Genomic DNA, 24,431 nt, shown 5'->3' on the forward strand with positions numbered 1-24,431 from the left:
CGTCAGCTCGCCTGCTTCTTGGCGGCGGGCTTCTTGGCCGGGGCCTTCTTCGCCGGTGTCTTCTTCGGCGCCGACTTCGCGGTGGCCTTCTCCGTCGTGCTCTCCGCGGCCTTCTTGGCGGGCGCCTTCTTCGCCGGCGACTTCCTGCCGGAGCTGGACGTGCCGGAGCCGGACGTGCCCGAGCCGGAACCGGACGACGACCGTGACGTCGACGACGAACGCGACCCCGAGCCTCCTGTCCGCTTCTTGTCGACGGACGCACGCAGGGCGGCCATCAGGTCGAGCACGTCACCGCCCTCGTCGTCGTCCTCGTCGTCTTGCTGCTCGCCGAAGGTCTTCTCGGTGTCGATGTCGTCGCCCGCTTCGAGCTTGGCGTCGATCAGCTGCTGCAGTTCCTCCTGGTAGGAGTCGGTGTAGCGGTCGGGGTCGAAGTCGGTGGACATGCTCTCGACGAGCGAGGACGACATCTTCAGCTCGTTGGCGCTGACCTTCACCGTCGTGTCGAGGGTCTTGAAGTCGGCGGCGCGGACCTCGTCGCCCCAGAGCAGCCCCTGCAGCAGGATGACCTCGTCGTGCACCCGGAGCACCCCGAGCCGGGTCTTCTGCCGCAGGGTGAACTGCACGATCGCCAGGCGGTCGGTCTTCGCCAGGGTCTCGCGCAGCAGCACGTACGCCTTCGGCGAGCGCGAGTCGGGCTCCAGGTAGTAGGTCTTCTCGAACATCATCGGGTCGACCTGCTCGACGGGCACGAACTCGAGCACCTCGACCTCGTGCGACTGCTCCTCGGGGAGCTGCTTGAAGTCGTCCGCGGTGAGCACCACGGTCTTGTCACCGTCGTCGTAGGCGCGCTGGATGTCGGCGTACTCGACCTCGTGGCCGAACTCGCACACCCGCTTGTACCGGATGCGGCCCTTGTCGTCGTCGTGGACCTGGTGCAGGGACACGTCGTGCGTCTCGGTGGCCGCGTAGACCTTGATGGGCACGTTGACGAGCCCGAACGCGATGGAGCCCTTCCAGATCGACCTCATGCGCACATGATGCCCGCCCGCATGCGTGCGTGCCCGGAGCCGACGGTTCCTCCACAGGTCCGCCGTCCGGGGGATCGTTCCACGGATGTCCGGTTCGCTGGACCGCCGCGAGGCCGGCGCGAGCACGATGGGCCCATGAGCCAGCTCGACAAGCAGGACCCGCGCGACCAGTTCCCCCGTCCGCCGTTCCCCGCGCAGACCCAGCAGGGGTCCGGGCTGGCGAGTGCGATGGACCCCGCCCCCGACCACGGCGAGACGAGCTACCTGGGCACCGGGCGGATGCGCGGGTACCGGGTGCTCGTCACGGGCGCGGACTCCGGCATCGGGCGCGCCGCGGCGATCGCGATGGCGAAGGAGGGCGCCGACGTCGCCCTGAACGCCCTGCCCGAGGAGCGCGAGGACCTCGAACAGGTCCGCGACGTCATCGGTGACCTCGGGCGCAAGGCCGTGCTGTTGCCCGGCGACCTGACGGACGAGGCATTCTGCGACGTCCTGGTGCAGGACGCCGTCAGCGAGCTCGGTGGCCTGGACGCGCTCGTGCTGGTCGCCGGCCACCAGCAGGTGCACCAGGACGTCACCGAGCAGAGCACCGAGGACTTCGACCGGACGATGAAGGTCAACCTGTACTCGCTGTTCTGGCTCGTCCGCGCTGCCGTCCCGCACATGGCGCCGGGCAGCTCGATCGTCACGACCAGTTCGGTGTCGGCGTACCAGCCGCAGGACCGCATGATCGACTACGCCGCGACGAAGGCCGCGATCATCACGTACACGAACGGGCTCGCGCGGCAGCTCGCCAGCAAGGGCATCCGTGCCAACACGGTGGTGCCCGGGCCGGTGTGGACGCCCCTGCAGCCGATCAGCTACCCGGGCGACGAGATCGCGGCGTACGGCCAGGACACCCCGTTCGGTCGTCCCGCCCAGCCCGTCGAGCTCGGCAGCGCCTACGTCTACCTGGCCGGGCCCGAGTCGTCGTACACGTCCGGCACGACCCTGACGGTGGCGGGAGCGACCGGGGTGGCGCTGTGAGTCCCGCCTCGCGCAAGACCGTCGTCCTGGTCGGCGACCGTCGGCTCGCGCTCACGAACACCGACAAGGTGCTCTACCCCGAGACCGGCACCACGAAGGGTCGGGTGATCGAGTACTACGAGCGGGTCGCGCCGTGGATGATCCCGCACGTCAAGGACCGCCCCGTGACCCGGAAGCGCTGGGCCAACGGCGTCGACGGCAAGGTCTTCTTCGAGAAGAACCTGCCCGACTCGGCCCCCGACTGGGTGCGGCACCACACCATCCACCACTCGGAGCACGACAACGAGTACCCGATCGTCGACGACCTGCCGACCCTGGTGTGGATGGCGCAGCAGGCCGCGCTCGAACTGCACGTCCCGCAGTGGCGGTTCGGTCCCCGCGGTGCGCAGCAGCACCCGGACCGGCTCGTGCTCGACCTGGACCCCGGTGACGGCGTCGGGCTGCCCGAGTGCGTCGAGGTCGCCGTGGCCGCGCGCGAGATCCTGCACGGCATGGGACTCGACCCGTACCCGGTGACGTCCGGCTCCAAGGGCATCCACCTGTACGCGGCCCTCGACGGCAAGGCGACGACGGCGCAGGTCTCCGACGTCGCCCACGAGCTGGCCAAGGCCCTCGAGACGGACCTGCCGGACCTGGTGCTGTCGTCGATGAGCCGTGCCGAGCGGACGGGCAAGGTCTTCGTCGACTGGTCGCAGAACAACGGCAACAAGACGACCATCGCCCCGTACTCGCTGCGCGGCCGCGAACGGCCGACGGTCGCGGCACCACGCACCTGGAAGGAACTCGAGGAACGCGGGCTCGCGCAGCTCACGTTGGACGAGGTCCTCGAACGCCTGGAGGCCCGTGGGGACTTCCTGCACCCGGTCGCCTCCGCCTCGCTGGCCGTCGGGCGCGACGACCACGGTCACTGGGACAGCGACCGCACCGAGCGGGCGAACGACGCCGAGCAGCCCGCCCGCGACCGGCTCGCCGCCTACCGGGCCAAGCGGGACGCCTCGAAGACGCCGGAACCCGTGCCGGAAGGTGCCCCGACGGTGCGGAAGGACGGCACACCGACCTTCGTCGTCCAGGAGCACCACGCCACCCGTGACCACTACGACTTCCGGCTCGAGCACGACGGCGTGCTGGTGAGCTGGGCACTGCCGAAGGGCGAACCGACCGATCCCGGCAAGAACCACCTGGCCGTGCAGACCGAGGACCACCCGCTCGAGTACGGCTCGTTCGAGGGCACGATCCCGAAGTACGAGTACGGCGGCGGCACGGTCACGATCTGGGACGACGGCACCTACGAGCTCGAGAAGTGGCGCGAGGGGCAGGAGGTCATCGTCACCCTGCACGGTCGGACCGGCGGCGCTCGCCGCCTCGCGCTGCTGCACACCCGCGGCCGGGGCGGGGGCGACGAGAAGAACTGGCTCATCCACCGCACGAAGGAACAACCCGAACGGCTGGCGGACGGCGGCAGCGGTGCCGGGCCGGCGGTGGCGCGCACCGCACCCGGCGGGTCCGACGGGCGGCGACGGATCACCCGGGCGGCGGACGCCGAGACCCCGCCGTCGGAGCGCCGGACGATGCAGGCGACCCTGGACAAGGGCGAGACCCGGCTGGACCCGGCGGACTGGGCGTTCGAGATGAAGTGGGACGGGGTGCGGGCGCTCGCAACCGTCCGCGACGGATCGGTCACCGTGCGCAGCCGCAACGACAACGACCTGACGGCGCAGTACCCGGAACTGCAGGAACTGGGGGAGCGGGCCGGGGTGGACGGGGTCTTCGACGGTGAGATCGTGGCCGTCGACGACCGCGGCCGACCGTCGTTCCAGCTGCTCCAGAACCGGATGGGGCTGACGAAGGCGCGTGAGGTCCGGAGCGCGCAGGAGACCACCCCGGTCCGGTTCCTGCTCTTCGACGTGCTCGAGGCGGACGGGCACGAGCTGACTCGGCTCGGGTACGACGCCCGGCGCCAGGCGCTCGAGACCGTCGTGCAACCGGGTGGTGCGATCGACGTGCCGCCGGCGGTGCAGGGTGAACTCGACGCGGTGCTGGCCGCCTCGCGCGAGCAGGGCCTCGAGGGCGTCGTCGCGAAGAAGCGGTCGTCGAAGTACGCCGAGGGCCGTCGGTCCGAAGCCTGGCTGAAGCGCAAGCACCACGCCACCCAGGAAGTCGTCGTCGGCGGCTGGAAGCCGGGCAGCGGTCGGCGTGCCGGCGGGATCGGATCGCTGTTGCTCGGGGTACCCGGCCCGGACGGACTGGAGTACATCGGCAAGGTCGGCACCGGGTTCCGCGACCGCGACCTCGACGAGATCGGCGATGTCCTCGCACCACTGGCACGGAAGACCTCACCGTTCGTCGACGTCCCACGGCCCGACGCGCGGGACGCCCACTGGGTCACGCCGGAGCGCGTCGGCGAGGTCGAGTTCGCCGAGTGGACGGGTGACGGGCGGCTCCGGCAACCGTCGTGGCGGGGATGGCGGGTCGACAAGGACCCGGACGACGTCGTGCGGGAGTCCTGACGCGCTGGCCGGCCGCGGCCGGCGCATGCATCCGCATGGGTCCGCCCCTGGCGAAATTCCGTCCCCCGTGCGACGCTCGGGCGGGGGACGATTCCGGCAACGACGCCGGGGTCCGGCCACGGGCTGTTACGTTCGCCGAGACGAAGGGGGCTCAGGGGATGAACTCGAGCAAGTACCTGCCGCCGTTCACGGCCGCAGAACGCGTCGCGATCACCGGGGACGACCTGTCGCAGCGGATCGTCGAACCGCGCAGCAGCACCACGGAGACCGAGGTCCGGTACGCGGACTTCCTCGCCGACGAGGACGACGACTGACGAGCACGGTGGCCTGACCCGCGCGGCGGCCCGGCGGCTCCGTGGTGGCGGAACGGGTCGGCGGACCCGACGGCCCGCACGCTGGATCAGGGAGCGCACGGACCGCCGCCGGGGCACGCGGCCAGCCGGTTCAGGGAGACCGGCCGCACGGCCCCGCACCGGGCGCGCAGCAGCGCAACCGGTGGGTCCACTGGTGGGACGCACCGAGTGAGCGGATCGTCACACGCGAAGACGAACGAATCGCCGGGCGACCTGGATGGTCGCCCGGCGATTCCGTCGGTGTGGGGAGTGCTTTCGGGACAGTACCGGGTCAGTACCGGGTCACGCCGCGGGGGCGGGTCCGTCGGCGGGCTCCGCGTGGTCGGCCACGGGGGCGTCCTCGTCGATGAGCGCGTCCTCGTCCGGCTCCACGACCTCGGCCGCGGCGGCCTTGGCCTCGTCGATGGACTCCTGAGAACGGCGGAGCAGGTCGTCGTCGTGTGCTGCCTGATCGGTCATGCCCAGCAACCTACGCGGGCGTCCCTGTGTCGGCGTCCCGACGTCGCGCACCGTTCGTCGGGTCGTGGCGGCCGGTCTGCGGCGGCTCGAAGTCGACGGCGGACGTCGGTGCGGGCGTCGAGGGCATCGCCGGGGCAGCCGGGGCACCGAAGGCGTCAGCGGCGTCGAGCACCGCACGGGTGGCGGCGACGGCGGTGCGGAGCGCGTCACGGACGGGCATTGCACGGTGCGCCGGGGTCCGGACCTCGACGCCCCACGGCTCGTCGAACCCGAGTTCACGCACCGTCCGGACGAGGCCGGGCAGGTCCCACGCCCCGGCACCGGGCAGGTACCGCGCGGTCCGGGACTCCTCGGCCAGGGTCATCCCGCTCGGGGTGTGCAGCAGTCCGTCGCTCAGCTCGACGGCTGCGAGGACCCCCGGTGCGACGCCCTGCCGGATCGACGCGAGGGTCGAACCGCCGCGGAGCGCGTGCATGGCGTCGAGGAGCAGCCCGCCGTTCGGGTGTCCGGCAGCGGCGACGAAGCGTGCGGCCCGTTCGATCGTGGGCAGGTTGGACCACGGCTCCGGCTCGAGCACGATCTGCGCCCCGACGGCCTCGGCCTGGTCGGCGAGCGCGACCCAGTCGTCGGCCATCGTCGCAGGCGAGGCTCCGGGCAACGAAGTGTCGGCACGGACCACCACCTGCCAGGCGCTCAGGGTCGCGGCGGCCTCGAGCACCACCCCGCGATCGGCGTCTTCGTCCTGGGTGCGGCTCGCGCAGGTCCACCACCGGTCGAGCGGTCCGAGCTGGACCCAGACGATGCCGGCCCCGTCGAGCATGCGGCGGAGTTCGGCGAAGCCCGTCGTGGCACGGACCTCGTGCAGGTCGTCGAGGGACAGTGACAGGCCGGCGAACCCGGCGGACCCCACCGCGTGCACGCGGTCGCGGACGCTCTCGTCGCCCGCCCACGTCCAGGACGTGGCGAGCAGGTCGTGTTCCAGCACGGTCGTACCTCCGGCAGTCCCGGGGTGTCCGCGTCGCCCCGTCGCGATGCGCCGCCCCGTGTCCGCCGCGGGCCCCACCCGCGACGATGCCCAAGGATTACCCGTGCTGCCTGCGAAGGCTCCCAGCCCGTCGACACATCGGCGACACGTGGCTCAGACGATCCGGGTCCGGACCTCGCCGACACCGGCGATCGTGCCGATGAGCACCGAGCCGCGTTCGAGCACGCCGACGCCGTCGGGGGTGCCGGTCATCAGCAGGTCGCCGGGCGCGAGCGACACCGACCGCGAGACCGCCGCGATCGTCTCGGCGACCGACCAGATCTGGTCGGCCAGGTCGCCCGCCTGCCGGAGTTCCCCGTCCACCGTCAGCTCGATCGCGCCGCTGGTCGGATCGACCGCGTCCGCCGGGGTGATCGCGCCGATCGGTGCCGATGCATCGAAGCCCTTCGCGGTGTCCCACGGGCGCCCGAGTCGCTTCGCCTCGGCCTGCAGGTCACGGCGGGTCAGGTCGATGCCGACGGCGTAGCCCCACACGTGGGCGAGGGCACCGGCGACGGCGATGTCCGCGCCGCCGGTGCCGATCGCGACGACGAGCTCGACCTCGTGCTCCAGTTGCTGGGTCAGGGGCGGGTACGGGGTGTCGGCGTCGTCGACCACGACGGCGTCGGCCGGCTTGGTGAAGAAGAACGGCGGCTCGCGATCCGGGTCGTGGCCCATCTCGCGGGCGTGCGCCGCGTAGTTCCGGCCGACGCAGAACACACGGCGGACGGGGAACCGCGCGCCCGTCGTCGTGGGCACGGTCGGGAGGCTCGGGGCCGGGATGACGAGTTCGGTCACGGTCCCAGCGTGGCAGGCTCGCATGGCGTCGGTTCAGCCCTCACCGAAGGACGCCTCGTCCTTGAGCTTCCGCGCTCGTGCGCGCTCCTGGCGTTCGCGCCATTCGATCCGCGCCTGACGGAGCTCTTCCTCGGCGCCCTTCGCCCGCATCATGGGCCCGTAGTGCGGGTCTGCCAGCAGTGCGGGCGTCGTCAGTTCACGTCCGTCGAGCCAGCGCTTGAAGTCCTTGTCACTCAGCTTCGAGATCATCGTTCGCTCCTTCGATCGTCGCTGCGGTCAGGTCGTCGAGCGCCCGGCCGACCCAGCGGTCGTCCGCGGTCGTCCAACTGCGGCTCACCAGCGCAGCTGCCATCACACCGGCGGCCGCGCGCGTTCCTTCGTCGTCCGAGGTCGCCCGGTCGGCGACCCACGACCAACGCTGCCACCACAGGTCGCGGTGCACCGAGAACTCTGCATTTCGCCGTCCCGCGCGCCCGTCGAGCACCGAGGCGACGAGCGCCCCCAGTGCAACGGACGCGCTGGTGACCGACACGAGCGCGCTGATCCAGCCGATGTCCATGCCGGAACCCTGACAGCACGGAACCGGCCACGCGGCGGGCGTGACCGGTCCTGTGGAGGGTGCTCCGGGCCTCCAGGCCTGTGGAGGAGTGCGTCAGTTGCCGGGCGCGGCCGCCTCGGTCTCGCCCGCACCCGGGTCGCCGCCGGTCCCACCGCTGGCGGGTTCGTCCTGCGGCCATCCCGCGAACTCCCAGCCCGCGAGCGACGGGTGGTCCTCGCCCTTCGTGTACGCGAACGCCCGTGCAGCGTCACGCGCCTCGGACAGCTTCGTGAGCAGGTCGGCGTGCGCCTCGGCGTCCACCCGTGTCAGGGCGTCGTGGGCCAGGGCGAAGCGGTCCATCTCGTTGCGCATGAGCATGTCGAACGGCGAGGTCGTCGTGCCCTGCTCGAGGAACCCGTGCACGTGCAGGTCGTCGTGCCCGTTCCGGCGGTACGTCAGCTGGTGCACGAGCGTCGGGTACCCGTGGAACGCGAAGACCGTGGGCGTGCCGGGCAGGAAGAGCGCGTCGTACTGCTCGTCCGGGATCGGGTGCTCGTGCTTGCGCGGGTCGCCGATCGCCAGCAGGTCGACGACGTTGAGGACGCGGACACCGACCCCGGGTGCGTGCTTCCGGATGATGTCCGTGGCGGCGACCGCCTCGACGGTGGGGACGTCACCGGCGCACGCGAGGACGACGTCGACCCTGCCGACGGCCTGCTCGGTGCCGGCGAAGTCCCAGACCCCGAGTCCTGCGTCGGCGTGCGCGACGGCGTCCTCGAGGGACAGGAAGACCGGCTCCGGGTGCTTGCCCGCGACGATCACCTCGATGCGGTCCGTGGTCTCCATGGCGTGGGCGGCGACGGCGAGCAGGGTGTTGGCGTCGGCCGGCAGCTTGATCCGCACGAGGTCCTGCTGCTTCGACGCGACGACGTCCAGGAACCCGGGGTCCTGGTGGGAGAAGCCGTTGTGGTCCTGCCGCCAGACGTGCGACGACAGCAGGAGCGACAGGTTCGACACCGGTGCCCGCCAGTCGATGTCCGTCGAGGACTCCAACCACTTGGCGTACTGCCCGACCATCGAGTCGATGATGTGGGCGAACGCCTCGTAGGTGTTGAGCATCCCGTGCCGACCGGACAGCACGTACCCCTCGAGCATGCCCTCGAGCAGGTGCTCGGACAGGACCTCGGTGACCCTGCCGCGGGGGGAGAGGTGCTCGTCGCCCGGCGCACGCTGGGCACGCCAGACGCGGGTGGTGACGTCGAACACGGCGTCGAGCTTGTTCGAGATGGTCTCGTCCGGACCGAACAGCCGGAAGGTCGAGGCGTTCTTCTCGATCAGGGCGGCGAGCCAGGGGCCGAGCGTGCCCGTGGCGGACGCTTCGGTGCCGGCCTCGACCGCGTACGGCTCGAGGGGTGGGCGGTCGAGCGCGGTCCGCAGCCGGCCGCCGTTGCCGTGCGGGGTGGCGCTCATCCGCTCGTCGCCGGTCGGGCGGATCGTCGTCATGATGCCGACCGGGTGGCCGTCCTGGTCGAAGAGCTCCTCCGGGCGGTACGAGCGCATCCACTCCTCGAGCTGGGCGCGGTGACCGTCGTCCTCGCGCACGGCCGGCAGTGGCACCTGGTGTGCACGGAAGGTCCCCTCGACCGGTTCACCGTCGACCACCTTCGGGCCGGTCCAGCCCTTCGGGGTGCGCAGCACGATCATCGGCCACCGTGGACGCAGGGCCGCGGCGCCGGCGGGCTGGCCGGCGGCGGCACGAGCGGCCTGGGCACGTGCGGCGGCCTGGATGTCGTCGATGCCGGCGAGGGCGCGTCGCAGGGCGCCGTCGAACAGGGCGTGGACCGCGTACGGGTCGTCGTCGACGCGGCTGGAGTCGACCACGATCGGGTCGTACCCGAGCCCGCGGAAGTACGCGGTGAGGTCCTCGTCGGGGATGCGGGCCAGGACCGTCGGGTTCGCGATCTTCCAGCCGTTGAGGTTGAGGATCGGCAGCACCGCTCCGTCGGAGACCGGGTCGAGGAACGTGTGCGCCTGCCACGACCCGGCGAGCGGACCGGTCTCGGCCTCACCGTCACCGACCACGCACGCGACGACGAGGTCGGGGTTGTCGAGTGCCGCACCGTACGCGTGGGAGAGCGAGTAGCCGAGCTCGCCGCCCTCGTTGATGGACCCGGGGGTCTCCGGGGCGGCGTGCGAGGGGATGCCGCCGGGGAACGAGAACTGACGGAAGAACCGCTGCAGGTCGACGTCCTGGTACAGCTCGTTCCACGTGCCGTCCAGCCAGGCGTTCGCGTTCATCGCAGGGCCGCCGTGTCCCGGGCCGCAGATGTACAGGAACTCGCGACCGGTCTCCGCGATCAGCGCGTTGCAGTGCGCGTAGACGAGGTTCAGTGCGGGCGAGGTCCCCCAGTGCCCGAGCAGCCGCGGCTTGACGTCGTCGGGTTCGATCGGCCGGGTGAGCAGCGGGTTGTCCAGCAGGTAGATCTGCCCGACCGTCAGGTAGTTGGCGGCGCGCCACCAGGCGTCGACCGCCCGGAGCCGATCGGTCGTGGAGATGTGTGCTGGAGCCATGGGTACACGGTACGAAACACCGGGTTGCTGCACCTCAGGAAACTCGTCCAAACCGTTCGGGCAGCGGCGCCGAATGACTTGCACAGGGCAAAAGCCCAGGGCGCTCTCCGGTCGCAGTTGGCCGGTACTCAGCGCGTGCACAGTGCACGTTCGGCCACCGGCCGGAGCGCCTCCAGAGCAAAGGACTGATCACGATGCGCAAGAGCCTCAAGACCTCCATCACCCTCGCCACCACCGGTGCCCTCGTGCTGGGCGGTGCCGCGTTCGGCATCTCCTCCGCCCAGGCCGCGACCCCCGCCATCCACACGGTGTCCTCGTCGTCGTCGAAGATCCCCGCACCGGTCGCCTCGGTGCCCGAGGTCCTCGGTGGCTCCACCGCCGTGAAGCTCGACTCCGGCTTCACCGACGCCCTCACCTCCCTCAAGCTCACCCCCGGCGTCTCCGGCACCGCCAAGCTCGCCGACGGATCCGTGTCGTTCCCGATCACCGCCGGATCGGTCACCTACTGGTCCCCCGACGGCAACTACCGCCCCTACGTCCAGGGCCTGCTCAACCACGACGACTCCGGCCTGACCCTCAAGGGCGGCGACACCACCGTCACCCTCGAGAACTTCGTCGTCAACCCCGGCTCGTCCAAGCTCTACGGCGACGTCCTGGTCAACGGCAAGGTCGCTGTCAACAACGCGTTCCTGTTCGAGCTGCACGGCGGCTCCCTCAAGCCCCTCCAGCTCGAGGGCGACAACGCCATCCTGACCGGCACCACCGTCCACATCAGCGAAGACGCCGCCGGCCTGCTGAACAAGACCTTCGGCACCGACGCCGTCAAGCGCGGCCTCCTCGTCGGCACCGCCACCATCACCGCACAGATCAAGTAACACCCCCGCACCACGATCGGCCCGGACCACGCAGCAGCGCGGTCCGGGCCGATTCGCGTTGCGCGAACCGCACCGCGCCGCGGGCCCGCGCCTGGCAGAACCAGTCGTACCCGGCGGCCGTCGTCGCCCTCGCCACGGGCTGGGCGACACCTCACGCGCTCACGCTCGCGAGAACTGTCGCTCAGCGCGAAAGCCCGGCGACGGCCCGCGCCGCCGCGCCACGGCACCGCTCAGCGGCGGCGCCACCACCGCCGCGGCTTCGCGTCGGCCAGCGCCTGCTCCGCAGCTCGAGCTGCCGCCGCCATGCGCAGCTCGCGGCGCTCCCGCCAGGCGAGCACCTCGGCTTCGACGTCGCGCATCGGCGTGACCACCGGCGGCCCGCCGAGCAGCTGTCGCCGGGCCTCCTTCACCCGTGCGTTGAAGTCCACCAGGACGTCGCGCACATCGGTCTCGAGCGACAGGGCGTCGAGGGCGTCGTCGAGTTCGGCGTCCTCCGTCCGGAGCGCCAGGGCCGGTGGCGCGATGCCCCGGATGTCCTCGCGCTCGATCTTCGACTTGATCCACCAGTCGGGATCGTGTTGGCCGTCGATCCCGGGCAGCGGTTTGCCGTGGTAGGGGTTGCCCTCGAAGACTCCTCGGCGTTCGGCTTCGGCGATCTGCGCCCGCGCGTGGGCCGCGACGTCGGCGGCCTTGAGCAGCCGGCGTTCCTCGCGCTCCGACCGCACCTCGTCGGGGTCGAGCGACCCCCGCTCGATCTCCTGGTCGACGAGCTGCTGGTACCGGTAGCGCGCGGCCCGGCGGAGGCGGTCCATGCGTGCATCGACGTCGTTCATCGTCAGACCATGATGCCCCGCGCCCCCGACGGTTCGTCCAGCCCCGTCAGGACTTCTCTGAGACTTCTTCGATGGTCAGCGCCGCCTGGATGAGCGCCAGGTGCGACAGGCCCTGCGGGATGTTCCCCATGAAGTCCCCGTCGACGGCACTGAGCATCTCGCTGAACAGACCGACGTCGTTCGCCTGCGCCACCATGTCGTCCATCAGGTGCTTCGCGTCGTCGACGCGTCCGACGCAGGCCATCGCCGCAGCGAGCCAGAACGAGCACGCCACGAAGGGCGATTCCTCGTCCTGGATGCCGGAGTACCGGTACACGAGCGGGCCGTGCTGCAGCTGTTCCTCGATGGCCCGGATCGTGGACTCCATGCGGGGCCCGCGGTCGAACGCCGACATCGCGTGCAGCAGGATCGAGCAGTCGAGTGCATCGCTACCCGGGTACATGACGTAGTGGCCGAGCTCCTCGTTCCACCCGTTCTCGGCGACCCAGTCCTCGATGAGCTCGCGGTTCTCGATCCACTTGTCACGGGGGCCGTCGATCATCCCCGCGTCGTGCAGCTCGACCGCGGCGTCGAGCGCCTGCCAGCAGCCGATCTTGCTCGTCGTGTAGTGCTGCGTCTCCTGCAGCTCCCACATGCCCGAGTCTGCTTCCGGCCACCGGTGGCAGGCGTCGTCGGCCAGCCCCTGCAGCACCGACGCGGTCTTGCGGTCGAGCACGTTGCCGGCGCGGACGTACTGGCGCATGATCTCGAACACGTCGCCCCAGACGCCGAGCTGCAGCTGGTCGCCCGCCCGGTTGCCGATCGTGACCGGCCCGATGCCGTTCCAGCCGGGGACGTCGCGTTCCTCGACCGAGTCGCTCTTGGACCCGTCGAGTGCGTAGAAGATCGGCATCGTCTCGTCGTGCTCGGCGATCGTGCGCATCACCCACGAGACGGCCGCGTGGGTCTCCTCGCGCAGCCCGAAGCGGGTGAGTGCGTGCACCGTGTACGCCAGGTCGCGCACCCAGGCGAACCGGTAGTCCCAGTTCTTCCCGCCGGTGCGGTCCTCGGGCAGGCTCGTCGTCGGTGCCGCGGCGATCGCACCGGTGGGGGAGAAGATCAGGAGCTTCAGGGCGAGGGCGCTGCGCTGGACGGCATCCGACCACGGCCCGTCGTAGCTGAACTCCTTCGACCAGGTCGCCCAGTTCTCGATCGTGCGGTCGACCCCCTCGAGCGTGCGCTCCGGCTCGGGCAGGAAGATCGGTTCGTCGTACGTGCCGACGATCGTCAGGATCGACTTCGAGCCCTCGGTCGTCGAGAACCGGCCGGAGAACCGGGGTCCGTCGTCGTGGACGGGTTCGAAGCCCTGCTCGACGATCGCGATGGTGACGCCGTCGATCCCGATAACGGTGCCGTTCGCGGTGTCGAGGCGTCGGGGTTCCGCGGTGTTCAGGATCGTGCCGGGCACGACGGCCCACTCCATCTCGACGGAGCCCTGGACCCCCTGGACGCAGCGGCCGATCTCGGCCCACGGCAGACGTCCGGCGACACCGGTGACCATGGCGTCGGTCACGGTGGCGGTGCCGGACGGGGTGGTCCACGTCGTCACGAGCACGTTCGTCCCCGGCAGGTAGGCCCGGGACACCTCCGCCTGGTCGTCGACGGGTCGCAGGGCGACGTGTCCGCCGTGCTCGGCGTCGACGATGCTCGCGAACACCGGCGGCGAGTCCATCGACGGGATCGGCAGCCAGTCGATCCGGCCGTCGAGCGCGATGAGGGCGACGGTCCGCCCGTCACCGATCGCGCCGTAGGAGCGGAGCGGCACGTACCCGTTCGTCCGTTCCTCGTTCTCGGTCGCGTCGGGGGTGTCTCGCGTGCGCTCGGTCATGCGTCCAGCCTGCCCCGGCCCCGGCGGCGACCATCAGGCGGACGTACCCCTCGTGGAGAACGCGCGACGCGCCTCCCGCCTGTGGAGAACCGCCGGAGCACCGCCGGCGCGCAGCCGACACGCCCAGATGACTTGCGCACTCCGGGCGTGTCGCACTACCGTCGTCCTCCTGCCGATCAGGCAGACCGCCCGCCCCGGGCACACCGGAAGGACCGCGCATGCGCGCCGTGCAGCACAACGAGGAACGCGTCGAGCTCCAGCTCGCCGCGGCCGCCGTGCTGCCCGAGCAGCAGCGGTCCCTCCGCTATCCCGCGTAGGCACGCGACGTCCCACGACGCCTCGTGCCCACCCGGCCCGGGGCGTTCGTCAGCACCGCTTCCTTCCGTCCGCCACGTCCGGCGACGACCAGGAGGCCCGGCGTGCGACCGTCTCGGACCGTCACCTCGACCGTCACGAAAGCGAGACGACACCATGAAGAAGATCAACGACCGATTGCTCAGCTGGGCCTCGATGCTCGAGGACAACACCGAGCAGCAGGCCCGCACGACCGCGCGCATGCCGTTCGTGTTCCCGCACCTGGCCCTCATGCCCGACGCACACCTGGGCCTCGGGGCGACCGTCGGGTCCGTCATCCCGACCCTCGGCGCGATCATGCCGGCAGCCGTCGGCGTGGACATCGGCTGCGGCATGATCGCGGTCCGCACGCAGTTCACCGCGAGCGACCTGCCCGCCGACCTGCAGGGTCTGCGCGAGCAGATCGAGCGCGCGATCCCGCTGTCGGCCGGTGCGTCGAACCGGAAGATCGTGGCGACCGCCGCACCCCGGATCGCCGAGCTCGAGGCGATGGCCGAGACCGCCGGGTTCGACCCCGACGGCGTGCACGGCGGCTGGCGCAACCAGCTCGGCACGCTCGGCTCCGGCAACCACTTCATCGAGGTGTCCCTCGACGAGCAGGACCGGGTCTGGCTCTTCCTGCACTCCGGGTCGCGGGGTGTCGGCAACAAGATCGCGCAGCGCCACATCAGGGTCGCCAAGAAGGCCATGGAGCGCTGGTGGATCCAGCTGGCGGACCCCGACCTGGCCTACCTGGTCGAGGGCACGCCGGAGTTCGACCGGTACATCGCCGAGCTGCGGTGGGCCCAGCACTTCGCCCTGCTCAACCGTGAGGAGATGATGGACCGCGTCGTCCGGCAGCTGTCCGAGGCCGTCGGCACGCCCGTCGACGAGCGCGAGCGGATCAACTGCCACCACAACTTCACGCAGCGTGAGACGCACTGGGGCAAGTCCGTGTGGGTCTCGCGCAAGGGTGCGATCCAGGCGAAGGCCGGTCAGCCGGGCCTGATCCCTGGGTCGATGGGCACGGCGTCGTACGTGGTCGAGGGGCTCGGCAACAAGCCGTCGCTCGAGTCGTCGCCGCACGGCGCCGGGCGGCTGTTCTCGCGGAGCGCTGCCCGGCGGACCTTCACCCACGAGCAGCTGCGCGAGGCGATGGTCGGCATCGAGTACCGGGACACCGACGCGTTCCTCGACGAGATCCCGGCCGCGTACAAGCCGATCGACCAGGTGATGGCGGACGCCGAGGACCTCGTGTCGATCCGGCACACCCTGCGCCAGGTCGTCAACGTGAAGGGCGACTGAGACGCGCCCACCGACGGACGGGAGGCCCGTGGCGGCACCGCCACGGGCCTCCCGTCCGCCACGTGGCGGACCGCACGGCCCGGCGCGCCCCGGACAGGACGGCGCGCGTCGGGCACGCTTGTCCGTGATGAGCGACACGGCGGAGCACGCAGCGAAGGAGACCGGACGACAGGTCCGGCGAGCGGCCGACAGCCGTTGGTTCGAGGTCACGGCACGCGCCGGGTTCGTCGGCAGCGGCATCGTCCACCTGCTGATCGGGTACCTGGCGATCCTGCTCGGCATCGGGAACGCGTCCTCGGGCGGTGAGACCGACCAGTCCGGTGCGCTGCAGCAGATCGCCGCCGTGCCCGGTGGGGTGTTCCTGCTCTGGCTGATCGCCGTCGGCACCGCCGCACTCACCGTGCGTCTGGTCGTCGAGGCGATCGTCGGCGGACGGTCCGACACCACCCGCGGCTGGCTCGCCCGGCTGAAGGACGTCGCGAAGGCCGTGGTCTACGGCGTGATCGCGTACTCGTCGGCCTCGTACGCGCTCGGCGCCGGGTCGAGCTCGAGCAGCTCGTCGCAGAGCGCCGCGGCGAAGACCCTCGCGACGCCGGGCGGGGTGTTCGTGCTGGTGCTGGCCGGGGCGATCGCGGTCGCGGTCGGCATCGGTCTCGTGGCGATCGGCTGCCGTCGGTCGTTCCGGAAGCAGATCACGCGACCGTCGGGCCAACTCGACCGCGTGGTCACCGTCCTCGGCGTCGTCGGGTACGTCGGCAAGGGCATCGCCGTGGTGATCGTGGGCGTGCTCATCGCCGTCGCGGGGCTGCAGAGCGACCCCGACCAGGCCACCGGCCTCGACGCCGCGTTCGACGCCGTCCGGAGCATGCCCGGCGGGGTGTTCGTCCTCGTCGCGATCGGCATCGGGTTCCTGGCGTTCGGCGTCTACAGCTTCTTCCGCGCGCGCTTCGCCCGCCTCTGACCCGCTTCCGCGCCTGAGCGGGCGCGGACCCGCCCAGCGGTAGACGGGGTCGATGAGCACGAACGTCACCACCGGCCCCGCGACCGTCTTCGTCGACGCCCGAGCGGTCCTCGCCGAGAGCATCGTCTGGGACCCGTCCGCGCAGCTCCTCCGGTGGACCGACATCACCCTCGGCACCCTCAACACCGCTGGCGCCGACGGCACCGTCCGGTCGAGCGTGCCGCTGCCGCCCCCGCTGGCGAGCTTCCAGCCCCGCGCCTCCGGCGGGTTCGTCGCGGCCCTCGGCGACGCCGTCGTCGTGACGGACGAGCAGGGGGCCGTGGAGCGTGAGATCGCCCGCGTCACGCACAGCACCTCGGGCAACCGGTTCAACGAGGGCAAGTGCGACCCGTTCGGCCGGTTCCTGGTCGGCAGCATGAACGTGACCACCGGCGAACCCGACGCCGCGCTCTACTCGGTCGAGGCCGACGGCACCGTCCGGCTGCTCCGCGGCGGCTTCGGCGTGACGAACGGCATGGAGTGGTCGGAGGACGGCAGCACCATGTACGTCACCGACACCAGCGCCTCGACGGTCTTCCGGGGGTCGTACGGCCCGGACGGCGAGCTCGGCGAACTCGAGCCGTTCATCGTCGGCCACGCGCACGACGGCCTGGTCCGTGACGACGAGGGCTGCTTCTGGAGCGCGATCTACGGCGGTTCCCGCGTCGAGCGCTACGGTCCCGACGGCTCGCACCTGGAGACGGTGGAGCTCCCCGTCGCCAACCCGACGTCGGTGGCGTTCGGCGGCCCGGACATGTCGACGATGTTCGTCGGCACGGCCCGCGAGAACCTCACCGAGCAGGACCTGGAGCAGGCGCCGCCCTCCGGCGCCGTCTTCGCGGTGCCGACCACGGTGCACGGCTTCCCCGCGAACACCTTCAGCGGCTGACCACGGCGTCGCCGCCCGAGCGGACGGCGGCCGGGTATCCTGGGCGACCGCTCGACCGGAGGAGACCCACGTGGACGACGAACGCCAGGCACCCCGTCCGGACCCGGCCGGGGAGCTCGCCCAGGCCGAGGACGCCGACGTCACGGTGCAGGTCGACCGGGTCGCACTCGACGGCACCTACGTCCGGGTGAGTTCGATCGGTGAGCCGGGCGAGCGGGCCTTCGTGCTCGTCGCGGGTCTCGGAATCGCGTCGACCTACTACGAGCGGCTCGCGCCGCACCTCAACGAGAACGGACCGGTGCACGCGCTCGACCTGCCGGGCTTCGCGGGCGTCCCGCGGTTCCGTGGGACGGTCTCGATCGAGCGGTACGCCGACGCGGTCGAGCGGGTCATCGACGACCTCGGGCTCGAGGACCCGGTGCTCATCGGGCACTCGATGGGCACCCAGGTCGTCACCGAGGTCGCCGCTCGCCGTCCCGAGCTCTCCGACCTCGTGCTCATCAGCCCCGTGGTCGACTCGTCGGCGCGCACGGTGCGGCAGTCGGCGTTCCGGTTCCTGCGGTCGACGCTGCACGAGCCGGCCGCGGTCCGCTGGCACGGCATCACGGCGTACGCGCTGTGCGGCTGGCACTGGTTCCGCAAGGTCCTGCCGCGCATGATCGCGTTCCCGATCGAGGAGCGTGCCGCGCACGTGCAGGCCCGCACCCTGATCGTCCGCGGCGAGCACGACGCGATGGTGCCGCGCGACTGGGTCCGCCGGCTGGCGCGCGTGTTCCCGTACGCGGTCCTGCGCGAGGTCGTCGACGGTGCGCACTCGGTCATGCACGCCCAGGCCGACGCGGTCGCGCGGCTCGCGGTGGCGCACGTCGACCACCGGATCCCCGACCGCGGCGTGTCCTCGCTGCAGCGGGTGCGAGACGACTCGACGGCGTCGGACCTGGCCCGGCTCAGCCCGGGAGACGCCTGGTTGCTGGTCAAGTCGCGGTTCATCGAGCTCTTCGGGATGGCCCGGAACGACGACGAGACGCTCGAAGCCGCCAAGTCCGCGCACGCCGTCGCGATGGCGGACGGCGACGACCTGCCGGTCGACCCGGCGGACCGCCGGGCGGTCGTCGACGAGGTCGCGCCGGAGTCGAAGTAGCCAGCACCGTCGAAGCAGCGAGCCCCGTCGAGGCGGCGGGCGCCGCGGTGTGCGGGCGACCGCCTGGAGGCCCGGTGCCGGTCCGACGGACCGGCACCGGGCCTCCAGGGCGTCGCGACCACCGCGACGGGCGAGCGATCAGGCCGTGATGCGGCCCGGCAGCATGTCGGGCGTCAGCGAGTTCGCCTCGGCGAGCACCTTGCGGGCTTCGTCGGTCTTGTCCCACACGTTCCAGAGCAGCACACCCCGGACCGTGTCGTCGTCGTCCAGGTAGTAGACGACGCCGGTCACGGTGGGGTCCTGCCAGTCCTCGACCGTGCGGAGCTTCGCGCTGACCTGCCCCACGGCCTCGTACCCCATGTCGAAGACGTCGGAGTAGAACATCGGCGTGTGGTCGTAGGTCTCGTCGGCGTCGGCCAGGTTGCGGCCGGCCTGTCGACCCTGCTGCTGGGCGTTGTCGACGTGTTCCACCCGGCGTGTGCCGAGGATCCGGTCCGGGTACTCGGCGACGTCCCCGGCGGCGAACACGGAGTCGTCGTCGGTGAGCAGCGTCGAGGACACCACGATGCCGTCGCGGACGGTGAGTCCGGCGTCGGCGGCGAGCTGCGTCGCGGGCTCGATGCCGAGCCCGGCGACGACCGCGTCGGCCTCGACCACGGAACCGTCGTCGAGCGTCAGTCGCACACCGTCGGCCGTCTCGGTGCCCTCGGACACCCGACGACCGGTGCGGAGCTCGACGCCGTGGTCGACGAAGCGCTGCTGGAACGCCCGTGCCAGGTCGTCGGGGAACATCCGTCCGCCGACGATCTCGTCCGGGTCGACCAGCGTGACGCGTGCGCCGTTCTGCACGATGCCCGCGGTGATCTCCTGGCCGATGTAGCCGCCACCGACGACGGCGACGTGCGCTCCGGCGTCGGCGAGCTCGCGCAGGCGGCGGTAGTCCGACGCGCTGCGGTAGTCGAGCACGCGTGCCGACGGGGACAGCCCCGGCAGCCCGCGGGGCTTCCCACCGGTCGCGAGCAGGAGCCGCTCGTAGCCATGGGTCGCACCGTCGGCCGTCGTGACGGTCTTCGCAGCACGGTCGATCGCCGTCACCGCGGTGCCCAGGACGAACTGCGCCCCGGTCTCCTCGGTGTGCAGGTCGACCTTGTCGTCCCAGCTGAAGTCCGGGTCGGTCCAGAGCTTCTTCGAGAGCGCGGGCCGGGCGTAGGGGCGGTCGACGTCCTCGCTGAGGATCCCGATCGACCCGTCGGTGTCGAGCTCGCGGATGCCGCGGGCGGCCGCGTCGGCGACCATCCCGCCGCCGACGATGAGGTAGCGGAAGTCGGTCATGACGCCTCCTGGTTGTGCTGTGGTGCCACGATCAGATCGTCGCGACCGAGCCGGAGTCGACCCGGTAGTTGGCGCCGTTCACGAAGCTGGCCAGGTCGGAGCACAGGAAGGCCACGACGTTGGCGACCTCTTCCGGCTCACCGCGCCGCTTGAGCTCCATGTACGGCCGCTCCTCGTCGAGGAAGCTGCCGATGGCCTCGTCGAACGATGTGCCGCGCTGCTTGGCCCGCTTGTCCATCATCGCGTCGGTCATCGGCGTGTGGATGAACGCGGGCGAGACCGTGTTCACCAGCAGGCCCTCGGAGGCGTAGGAGCGCGAGAGCCCCTTGGCGAACGAGAGCACCCCGGCCTTGGCAGCGCAGTAGGGCAGTTCGTCGTCGTACGGTTGCGAGGCGTCCTCGGACACCAGGTAGACGACGCGTCCCCAGCCGCCCTGTCGCAGGTCGCCGATGAACTCGCGGGTGATCCGCACCGGCCCCATCAGGTCGATGTCGATCGTCTCCGCCCAGCCGGCCTCGTCGATCTCGTGGAACATGCCCTGGGCGCCGGTGACGCCCGAGGACTGCACCAGGATGTCGATCTCGCCGACGGCGTCACGCACCTTGTCGTGCAGGGCGGCGAGGCTCTCGGCGCTCCGGACGTCGGCCGCGAACGCGTGCAGCTTGCCGAGGGGAGCCTCGAGCTGGTCCGCACTGGTGTCGAGACGGCTCTGGTCGATGTCGGTGACGACCACGGTCGCACCCTCTGCCAGCAGGATGCGCGCCGTGTTCCAGCCGATGCCGGAGTCACCGCCGAAGACGAGTGCGGTCTTGCCCTGGATACCGAGGTCCACCCGGGCCCCTACGCGTGCGCCGACGCGTCGGCGACGGCGGGCGTGGTGGCGGACGCCAGCGGGGTGCTGGGCGCGCGGTTCTCGGCGGAGACCATCCAGGCGAGCTGCTCGAGGCGCTCGATGAAGCCGTGGAGCAGGTCCGCGGTCGTCGGGTCTTCCTCGTCGACCTCGTCGTGGACGTCGCGCATGGTGCCGGTCGCCTGGTACAGCCGGAGCGTGACCTGGTCGATGGCGTCGTGCGTGGTGATCTCGCCCGAGGGGAACGCGTCGAGGTGGCTGCCCGCGGAGACGGTCGCCGAGCGGCCGTCCGGCACGAGGTACAGCGCGCGCATGCGCTCGGCGGTGTCGTCGGCGAACTCGCGAGCGGCGTCGACGATCTCGTCGAGCTGCAGGTGGAGGTCGCGGAAGTTGGTGCCCAGGATGTTCCAGTGGGCCTGCTTGCCCTGCAGGTGCAGGTCGATGAGGTCCACGAGGACCGCCTGGAGGTTCTTGGCCATCTTGTCCGAAGCGTGCATGGTTGTGGCTCCTTTCGCGTCGGTGTGACCGTTCCGGTCTACGCGGTGCCGCAGTGCACGTTCTCAGTGCGCTCGGAGGCAGCGTCCCCCGACGACAGTCGGAGGCCTCGGCGCGACGGTGCTCAGTGCGACGGCGCGGGGTCCACCTGGTCGACCGCCTGGCGCATCTGCTCCAGGAAACCGGCGACGACCCGGGCCTCGGACGCGGGGAGTCCCTCGGCGATCGACATCATCCGGCGGTGCATCACGCCGAGCGTGGCGCGGACCTCGTCGTCGGTCTCGGTCGTCGGCGTGATGACGAGGGCCCGGCGGTCGGTGGGGTGCGGATCGCGGCGGACGTGGTTCGACTTCACCAGGCGGTCGATCAGGATGGTCGTCGACGCGGACGAGATCTTGAGGTACGCCGCGAGGTCCTTGGGGCTCACGGACGTGCCGGAGCGCTGCGCCTGCAGCAGGAACCGCACGGCGAGCAGGTCGGTCTCACCCATGCCCATCGAGTCACGGGTCCGGCGGCGCATGGCGGTCTCGGCGGACCGGTACCGGCGCAGGGCGTTCAGCACGGCGACCCCGCGCTGGGTCGCGTCGTCGTCCGGGAACCAGTACCCGGACGCCTCGGTGATCTCCTGCGTCGACATGGCGTTCAGGGTAACCCGTCTCGTATCTCGGTCGTCTAGCGGACTCCCGGGTTCCGCCACGACCGGTGCGTCCGCACCGTCCGATGCGTTCGCAACGACCGTTGCGTCCGCACCGGACGGACAGGAGGCCTGTGGCGGGGTCGCCACGGGCCTCCTGTCCGGTGGTTCGTCGCGTTACGCGGCTGCGGACTCGTCCGTGCCGGCCGCGGCCTCGGCGAGCGCGGTGAGCGCGCCCTGCACGAGCGTCGTGACCTCGGCGTCCTCGCGCGGGTGGGTCTCGGCGAAACGGACGACCGACTGCGGGATGGCGACCTTGACGTCCTCCAGGACCTTCGCGCCGGCAATGCCGGCGACCTTGCGGGCGTCGTCGTGGGCCCAGACGCCGCCGTACTGGCCGAACGCCGAACCGATGGCGGCGAGCGGCTTGCCGGACAGCGGCGAGGCGCCGAACGGACGCGATGCCCAGTCGAGGGCGTTCTTCAGCACGGCGGGGATGGTGCCGTTGTACTCGGGGGTGACGAGCAGGACGGCGTCCGAGGCGGCGATCGCGTCGCGGAAGGCGACTGCCGGGGCGGGCGGGGTGTCACCGTCGATGTCCTCGTTGTAGAACGGCAGGTCGACGATGCCGTCGAAGGTGTGCAGCTCGATGCCCTCCGGCGCGTGGTGCGCGGCGGCCTCGGCGAGCTTGCGGTTGATGGAGTCGGCGCGCAGGCTGCCGACGAGGACGAGGACGTTCGTCATGGAGCTCCTTCTGTTGCGGGATGCTGTTGCGGGACGGAAAGGTGTCAGCAACAACCAATGCGATCGTAGGGGGCGCTATTCCCGGTCCGCTGAGTACGGTGGCGTCGTGACCACGCTTCGGACCCCGGCCAGCACGCCACGAACCACCGACCCGACCTGGTGGCGCGACGCCGTCGTGTACCAGGTCTACCCACGCAGCTTCGCCGACACGGACGGCGACGGACTCGGTGACGTCGCGGGCATCACGAGCCGGGTGCCGTACCTGGCATCGCTCGGCGTCGACGCGCTGTGGCTCTCCCCGTTCTTCCCGTCGCCCCTGGCCGACGGGGGCTACGACGTCGCCGACTACCGGGCCGTCGACCCGAAGCTCGGGTCCCTCGAGGACCTCGACGCGCTGCTCCGGGCCGCCCACGAGCACGACCTGAAGGTCATCGTCGACATCGTCCCGAACCACACCTCGGACCAGCACGAGTGGTTCCGGGCCGCGTTGGCGTCCGCGCCGGGTTCGCCCGAGCGGGCGCGGTACGTGTTCCGCGAAGGGTCCGGTACCTCCGGCGAACTGCCGCCGAGCGACTGGGTGTCGAACTTCGGCGGCAGCGCCTGGACCCGGGTGCCCGACGGGCAGTGGTACCTGCACCTGTTCGCCCCCGAGCAGCCGGACCTGGACTGGTCGAACCCCGAGGTCCGTGCCGACTTCGAGGACACCCTGCGCTTCTGGTCGGACCGCGGTGTCGACGGGTTCCGCGTGGACGTCGCGCACGGGCTGGCGAAGGACCTGTCGACCCCGTACCGGCCGTCGGACGAGCAGGACCTGCCGCTCGACGGCTCCGACCCGCTGTACGACCGTGACGAGGTGCACGAGATCTTCGCCACGTGGCGTCGGGTGCTCGACGAGTACGATCCGCCCCGCGCCGCGGTCGCCGAGGCCTGGGCTCCGGCACCGCGCCGCGTCCTGTACGCCCGGCCGACCGAGCTCGGGCAGGCCTTCAACTTCGACCTGCTCGAGGCCCCGTTCGAGCCCGATGCGTTCCGTCGGATCATCGAGCGGAACCTGGCCGCCTCGGAGCAGTCCGGCGCCTCCAGCACCTGGGTGCTCTCGAACCACGACGTCGTGCGGCACCCCACCCGCTACGGCCTGCCGGACGGCACGGACACCGATGCCTGGCTCATGACCGACGGCACGACGCCGGAGCTCGACCGCGCACGGGGGCTCCGCCGGGCACGAGCGGCCACCATGCTGATGCTCGCGCTGCCCGGGTCGTCGTACGTCTACCAGGGCGAGGAGCTCGGGTTGCACGAGGCCGCGGCGATCCCGCGCGACCTGCTGCAGGACCCGAAGTGGCTCCGCACCGGGCACACCGTGAAGGGCCGCGACGGCTGCCGGGTGCCGATCCCGTGGGCGCGTTCCGGGCCGTCGTTCGGCTTCGGGGACGCCGCGCCGCACCTGCCGCAGCCGCAGGACTTCGGGGAGTCCTCGGTCGAGGCCGAGGACGGCGACCCCGAGTCCACCCTGTCGCTGTACCGCGAGGCGCTCGCCGCCCGCCGTCGCCTGCAGCAGGGGGAGGCCCTGACGTGGCTGGAGTCCGGCTCCGAGGTCGTCGCGTTCGCACGGAACGACGGGTGGCGGTCGGTGACGAACTTCGGCACGGCCCCGGTGCCCCTGCCCGACGGCACGGTCGTCGCCGCGTCCGGGCCGCTCGACGGGGTCGCGCCGGGACTGCTGCCGGGTGAGACGACGGTGTGGCTGGCCTGAGCGGTCCGGTTGCGCCGTTCTTCCTCCACAGCCCGGAGGCCCGTGGGGGCGTTCCACAGATCATCCCGCCGCCGCC

The 24,431-nt window shown here is 71.4% G+C and carries 23 protein-coding genes; 9 read left to right on the forward strand and 14 right to left on the reverse strand.

What is annotated here, in order from left to right; all coding sequences use genetic code 11:
• Positions 1-2 precede the first annotated feature (2 nt).
• Positions 3-1,028 carry a non-homologous end joining protein Ku gene (gene ku / locus MXD64_RS01810; RefSeq protein WP_263137063.1) on the reverse strand — a complete coding sequence of 342 codons (1,026 nt, stop codon included), beginning with the start codon at positions 1,026-1,028 and terminating at the stop codon, positions 3-5.
• Between the two features lie 135 nt (positions 1,029-1,163).
• Here ku and MXD64_RS01815 point away from each other — a divergent pair, with 135 nt between their 5' ends.
• From MXD64_RS01815 to MXD64_RS01825, 3 genes are all read left to right on the forward strand, one after another.
• On the forward strand, positions 1,164-2,054 hold the full coding sequence (locus MXD64_RS01815; protein ID WP_017887499.1) for an SDR family oxidoreductase: 891 nt from the start codon (positions 1,164-1,166) through the stop codon (positions 2,052-2,054).
• Complete coding sequence (locus tag MXD64_RS01820) at positions 2,051-4,561, forward strand: ATP-dependent DNA ligase (protein WP_259551541.1); 2,511 nt, start codon at positions 2,051-2,053, stop codon at positions 4,559-4,561. Before MXD64_RS01815 ends, MXD64_RS01820 begins: the two co-directional genes overlap by 4 nt.
• Positions 4,562-4,719: 158 nt before the next feature.
• The gene (locus MXD64_RS01825) at positions 4,720-4,875 is read left to right on the forward strand and encodes a hypothetical protein (RefSeq protein ID WP_017887497.1); all 156 of its coding nucleotides are present in this window, start codon (positions 4,720-4,722) and stop codon (positions 4,873-4,875) included.
• Positions 4,876-5,196: 321 nt separating this feature from the next.
• Here the strand turns inward: MXD64_RS01825 and MXD64_RS01830 are convergent, their stop codons facing one another.
• The 6 genes from MXD64_RS01830 to MXD64_RS01855 form a co-directional block, all read right to left on the reverse strand.
• Positions 5,197-5,373: a hypothetical protein gene (locus tag MXD64_RS01830; protein ID WP_017887496.1), complete on the reverse strand. Its 177-nt coding sequence runs from the start codon at positions 5,371-5,373 to the stop codon at positions 5,197-5,199.
• A gap of 10 nt (positions 5,374-5,383) precedes the next feature.
• Complete coding sequence (locus MXD64_RS01835; RefSeq protein ID WP_017887495.1) at positions 5,384-6,358, reverse strand: sugar phosphate isomerase/epimerase family protein; 975 nt, start codon at positions 6,356-6,358, stop codon at positions 5,384-5,386.
• Positions 6,359-6,511: 153 nt separating this feature from the next.
• Entirely contained in the window at positions 6,512-7,195 is a 684-nt protein-coding gene (locus MXD64_RS01840; protein ID WP_017887494.1) for a fumarylacetoacetate hydrolase family protein, read from the reverse strand.
• 33 nt (positions 7,196-7,228) lie between these two features.
• Positions 7,229-7,444: a hypothetical protein gene (locus tag MXD64_RS01845; RefSeq protein ID WP_017887493.1), complete on the reverse strand. Its 216-nt coding sequence runs from the start codon at positions 7,442-7,444 to the stop codon at positions 7,229-7,231.
• Positions 7,425-7,754 (reverse strand): hypothetical protein, encoded by a 330-nt coding sequence (locus tag MXD64_RS01850; protein WP_017887492.1) that lies wholly within the window; start codon positions 7,752-7,754, stop codon positions 7,425-7,427. Before MXD64_RS01850 ends, MXD64_RS01845 begins: the two co-directional genes overlap by 20 nt.
• 93 nt (positions 7,755-7,847) lie before the next feature.
• Entirely contained in the window at positions 7,848-10,304 is a 2,457-nt protein-coding gene (locus tag MXD64_RS01855; RefSeq protein WP_259551543.1) for a phosphoketolase family protein, read from the reverse strand.
• Between the two features lie 194 nt (positions 10,305-10,498).
• On the opposite strand from MXD64_RS01855, the gene MXD64_RS01860 reads away from it, so the two are divergent.
• Entirely contained in the window at positions 10,499-11,179 is a 681-nt protein-coding gene (locus tag MXD64_RS01860; RefSeq protein WP_042537774.1) for a hypothetical protein, read from the forward strand.
• 230 nt (positions 11,180-11,409) lie between these two features.
• On the opposite strand, the gene MXD64_RS01865 is transcribed toward MXD64_RS01860, so the two are convergent.
• Positions 11,410-12,012 carry a J-domain-containing protein gene (locus MXD64_RS01865; RefSeq protein ID WP_017886505.1) on the reverse strand — a complete coding sequence of 201 codons (603 nt, stop codon included), beginning with the start codon at positions 12,010-12,012 and terminating at the stop codon, positions 11,410-11,412.
• 46 nt (positions 12,013-12,058) lie between these two features.
• Positions 12,059-13,879 (reverse strand): glycoside hydrolase family 15 protein, encoded by a 1,821-nt coding sequence (locus MXD64_RS01870; RefSeq protein ID WP_042538339.1) that lies wholly within the window; start codon positions 13,877-13,879, stop codon positions 12,059-12,061.
• A 471-nt stretch (positions 13,880-14,350) separates the two neighbouring features.
• On the opposite strand from MXD64_RS01870, the gene MXD64_RS01875 reads away from it, so the two are divergent.
• The 4 genes from MXD64_RS01875 (at position 14,351) to MXD64_RS01890 (ending at position 18,547) form a co-directional block, all read left to right on the forward strand.
• Positions 14,351-15,517 carry an RtcB family protein gene (locus MXD64_RS01875; protein ID WP_042538341.1) on the forward strand — a complete coding sequence of 389 codons (1,167 nt, stop codon included), beginning with the start codon at positions 14,351-14,353 and terminating at the stop codon, positions 15,515-15,517.
• 127 nt (positions 15,518-15,644) lie between these two features.
• Positions 15,645-16,478 (forward strand): DUF1206 domain-containing protein, encoded by an 834-nt coding sequence (locus tag MXD64_RS01880; protein WP_259551546.1) that lies wholly within the window; start codon positions 15,645-15,647, stop codon positions 16,476-16,478.
• A 52-nt stretch (positions 16,479-16,530) separates the two neighbouring features.
• A complete protein-coding gene (locus tag MXD64_RS01885; RefSeq protein WP_263137064.1) occupies positions 16,531-17,406 on the forward strand; it encodes an SMP-30/gluconolactonase/LRE family protein in 876 nt (291 codons plus the stop codon).
• A 70-nt stretch (positions 17,407-17,476) separates the two neighbouring features.
• Positions 17,477-18,547: an alpha/beta fold hydrolase gene (locus MXD64_RS01890; protein ID WP_071251475.1), complete on the forward strand. Its 1,071-nt coding sequence runs from the start codon at positions 17,477-17,479 to the stop codon at positions 18,545-18,547.
• 138 nt (positions 18,548-18,685) lie between these two features.
• Here MXD64_RS01890 and MXD64_RS01895 read toward each other — a convergent pair whose 3' ends face one another.
• From MXD64_RS01895 to MXD64_RS01915, 5 genes are all read right to left on the reverse strand, one after another.
• A complete protein-coding gene (locus tag MXD64_RS01895; RefSeq protein WP_214533059.1) occupies positions 18,686-19,879 on the reverse strand; it encodes an NAD(P)/FAD-dependent oxidoreductase in 1,194 nt (397 codons plus the stop codon).
• Between the two features lie 31 nt (positions 19,880-19,910).
• Entirely contained in the window at positions 19,911-20,711 is an 801-nt protein-coding gene (locus tag MXD64_RS01900) for an SDR family NAD(P)-dependent oxidoreductase (RefSeq protein WP_263137065.1), read from the reverse strand.
• An 8-nt stretch (positions 20,712-20,719) separates the two neighbouring features.
• Positions 20,720-21,226: a Dps family protein gene (locus MXD64_RS01905; RefSeq protein WP_017886495.1), complete on the reverse strand. Its 507-nt coding sequence runs from the start codon at positions 21,224-21,226 to the stop codon at positions 20,720-20,722.
• Positions 21,227-21,348: 122 nt separating this feature from the next.
• On the reverse strand, positions 21,349-21,861 hold the full coding sequence (locus tag MXD64_RS01910) for a MarR family winged helix-turn-helix transcriptional regulator (protein WP_017886494.1): 513 nt from the start codon (positions 21,859-21,861) through the stop codon (positions 21,349-21,351).
• A 174-nt stretch (positions 21,862-22,035) separates the two neighbouring features.
• A complete protein-coding gene (locus MXD64_RS01915) occupies positions 22,036-22,602 on the reverse strand; it encodes an NADPH-dependent FMN reductase (protein WP_017886493.1) in 567 nt (188 codons plus the stop codon).
• Between the two features lie 106 nt (positions 22,603-22,708).
• Between MXD64_RS01915 and MXD64_RS01920 the strand changes: the two genes are divergently transcribed.
• Positions 22,709-24,355 (forward strand): glycoside hydrolase family 13 protein, encoded by a 1,647-nt coding sequence (locus MXD64_RS01920; RefSeq protein WP_071251476.1) that lies wholly within the window; start codon positions 22,709-22,711, stop codon positions 24,353-24,355.
• Positions 24,356-24,431: the final 76 nt, after the last annotated feature.

It is taken from the genome of Curtobacterium sp. Arg-1 (assembly GCF_025643395.1).
Lineage (GTDB): Bacteria > Actinomycetota > Actinomycetes > Actinomycetales > Microbacteriaceae > Curtobacterium > Curtobacterium poinsettiae.

Bases quoted from the DNA above. Each gene is read 5' to 3' on its own strand.
- MXD64_RS01865 (WP_017886505.1), bottom strand. From the start codon at position 12,012: ATGAACGACGTCGATGCACGCATGGACCGCCTCCGCCGGGCCGCGCGC.
- MXD64_RS01895 (WP_214533059.1), bottom strand. From the start codon at position 19,879: ATGACCGACTTCCGCTACCTCATCGTCGGCGGCGGGATGGTCGCCGAC.
- MXD64_RS01875 (WP_042538341.1), top strand. From the start codon at position 14,351: ATGAAGAAGATCAACGACCGATTGCTCAGCTGGGCCTCGATGCTCGAG.
- MXD64_RS01915 (WP_017886493.1), bottom strand. From the start codon at position 22,602: ATGACGAACGTCCTCGTCCTCGTCGGCAGCCTGCGCGCCGACTCCATC.
- MXD64_RS01825 (WP_017887497.1), top strand. From the start codon at position 4,720: ATGAACTCGAGCAAGTACCTGCCGCCGTTCACGGCCGCAGAACGCGTC.
- MXD64_RS01830 (WP_017887496.1), bottom strand. From the start codon at position 5,373: ATGACCGATCAGGCAGCACACGACGACGACCTGCTCCGCCGTTCTCAG.
- MXD64_RS01910 (WP_017886494.1), bottom strand. From the start codon at position 21,861: ATGTCGACGCAGGAGATCACCGAGGCGTCCGGGTACTGGTTCCCGGAC.
- MXD64_RS01855 (WP_259551543.1), bottom strand. From the start codon at position 10,304: ATGGCTCCAGCACACATCTCCACGACCGATCGGCTCCGGGCGGTCGAC.
- MXD64_RS01870 (WP_042538339.1), bottom strand. From the start codon at position 13,879: ATGACCGAGCGCACGCGAGACACCCCCGACGCGACCGAGAACGAGGAA.
- MXD64_RS01815 (WP_017887499.1), top strand. From the start codon at position 1,164: ATGAGCCAGCTCGACAAGCAGGACCCGCGCGACCAGTTCCCCCGTCCG.
- MXD64_RS01885 (WP_263137064.1), top strand. From the start codon at position 16,531: ATGAGCACGAACGTCACCACCGGCCCCGCGACCGTCTTCGTCGACGCC.
- MXD64_RS01860 (WP_042537774.1), top strand. From the start codon at position 10,499: ATGCGCAAGAGCCTCAAGACCTCCATCACCCTCGCCACCACCGGTGCC.
- MXD64_RS01850 (WP_017887492.1), bottom strand. From the start codon at position 7,754: ATGGACATCGGCTGGATCAGCGCGCTCGTGTCGGTCACCAGCGCGTCC.
- MXD64_RS01845 (WP_017887493.1), bottom strand. From the start codon at position 7,444: ATGATCTCGAAGCTGAGTGACAAGGACTTCAAGCGCTGGCTCGACGGA.
- ku (WP_263137063.1), bottom strand. From the start codon at position 1,028: ATGAGGTCGATCTGGAAGGGCTCCATCGCGTTCGGGCTCGTCAACGTG.
- MXD64_RS01880 (WP_259551546.1), top strand. From the start codon at position 15,645: ATGAGCGACACGGCGGAGCACGCAGCGAAGGAGACCGGACGACAGGTC.
- MXD64_RS01905 (WP_017886495.1), bottom strand. From the start codon at position 21,226: ATGCACGCTTCGGACAAGATGGCCAAGAACCTCCAGGCGGTCCTCGTG.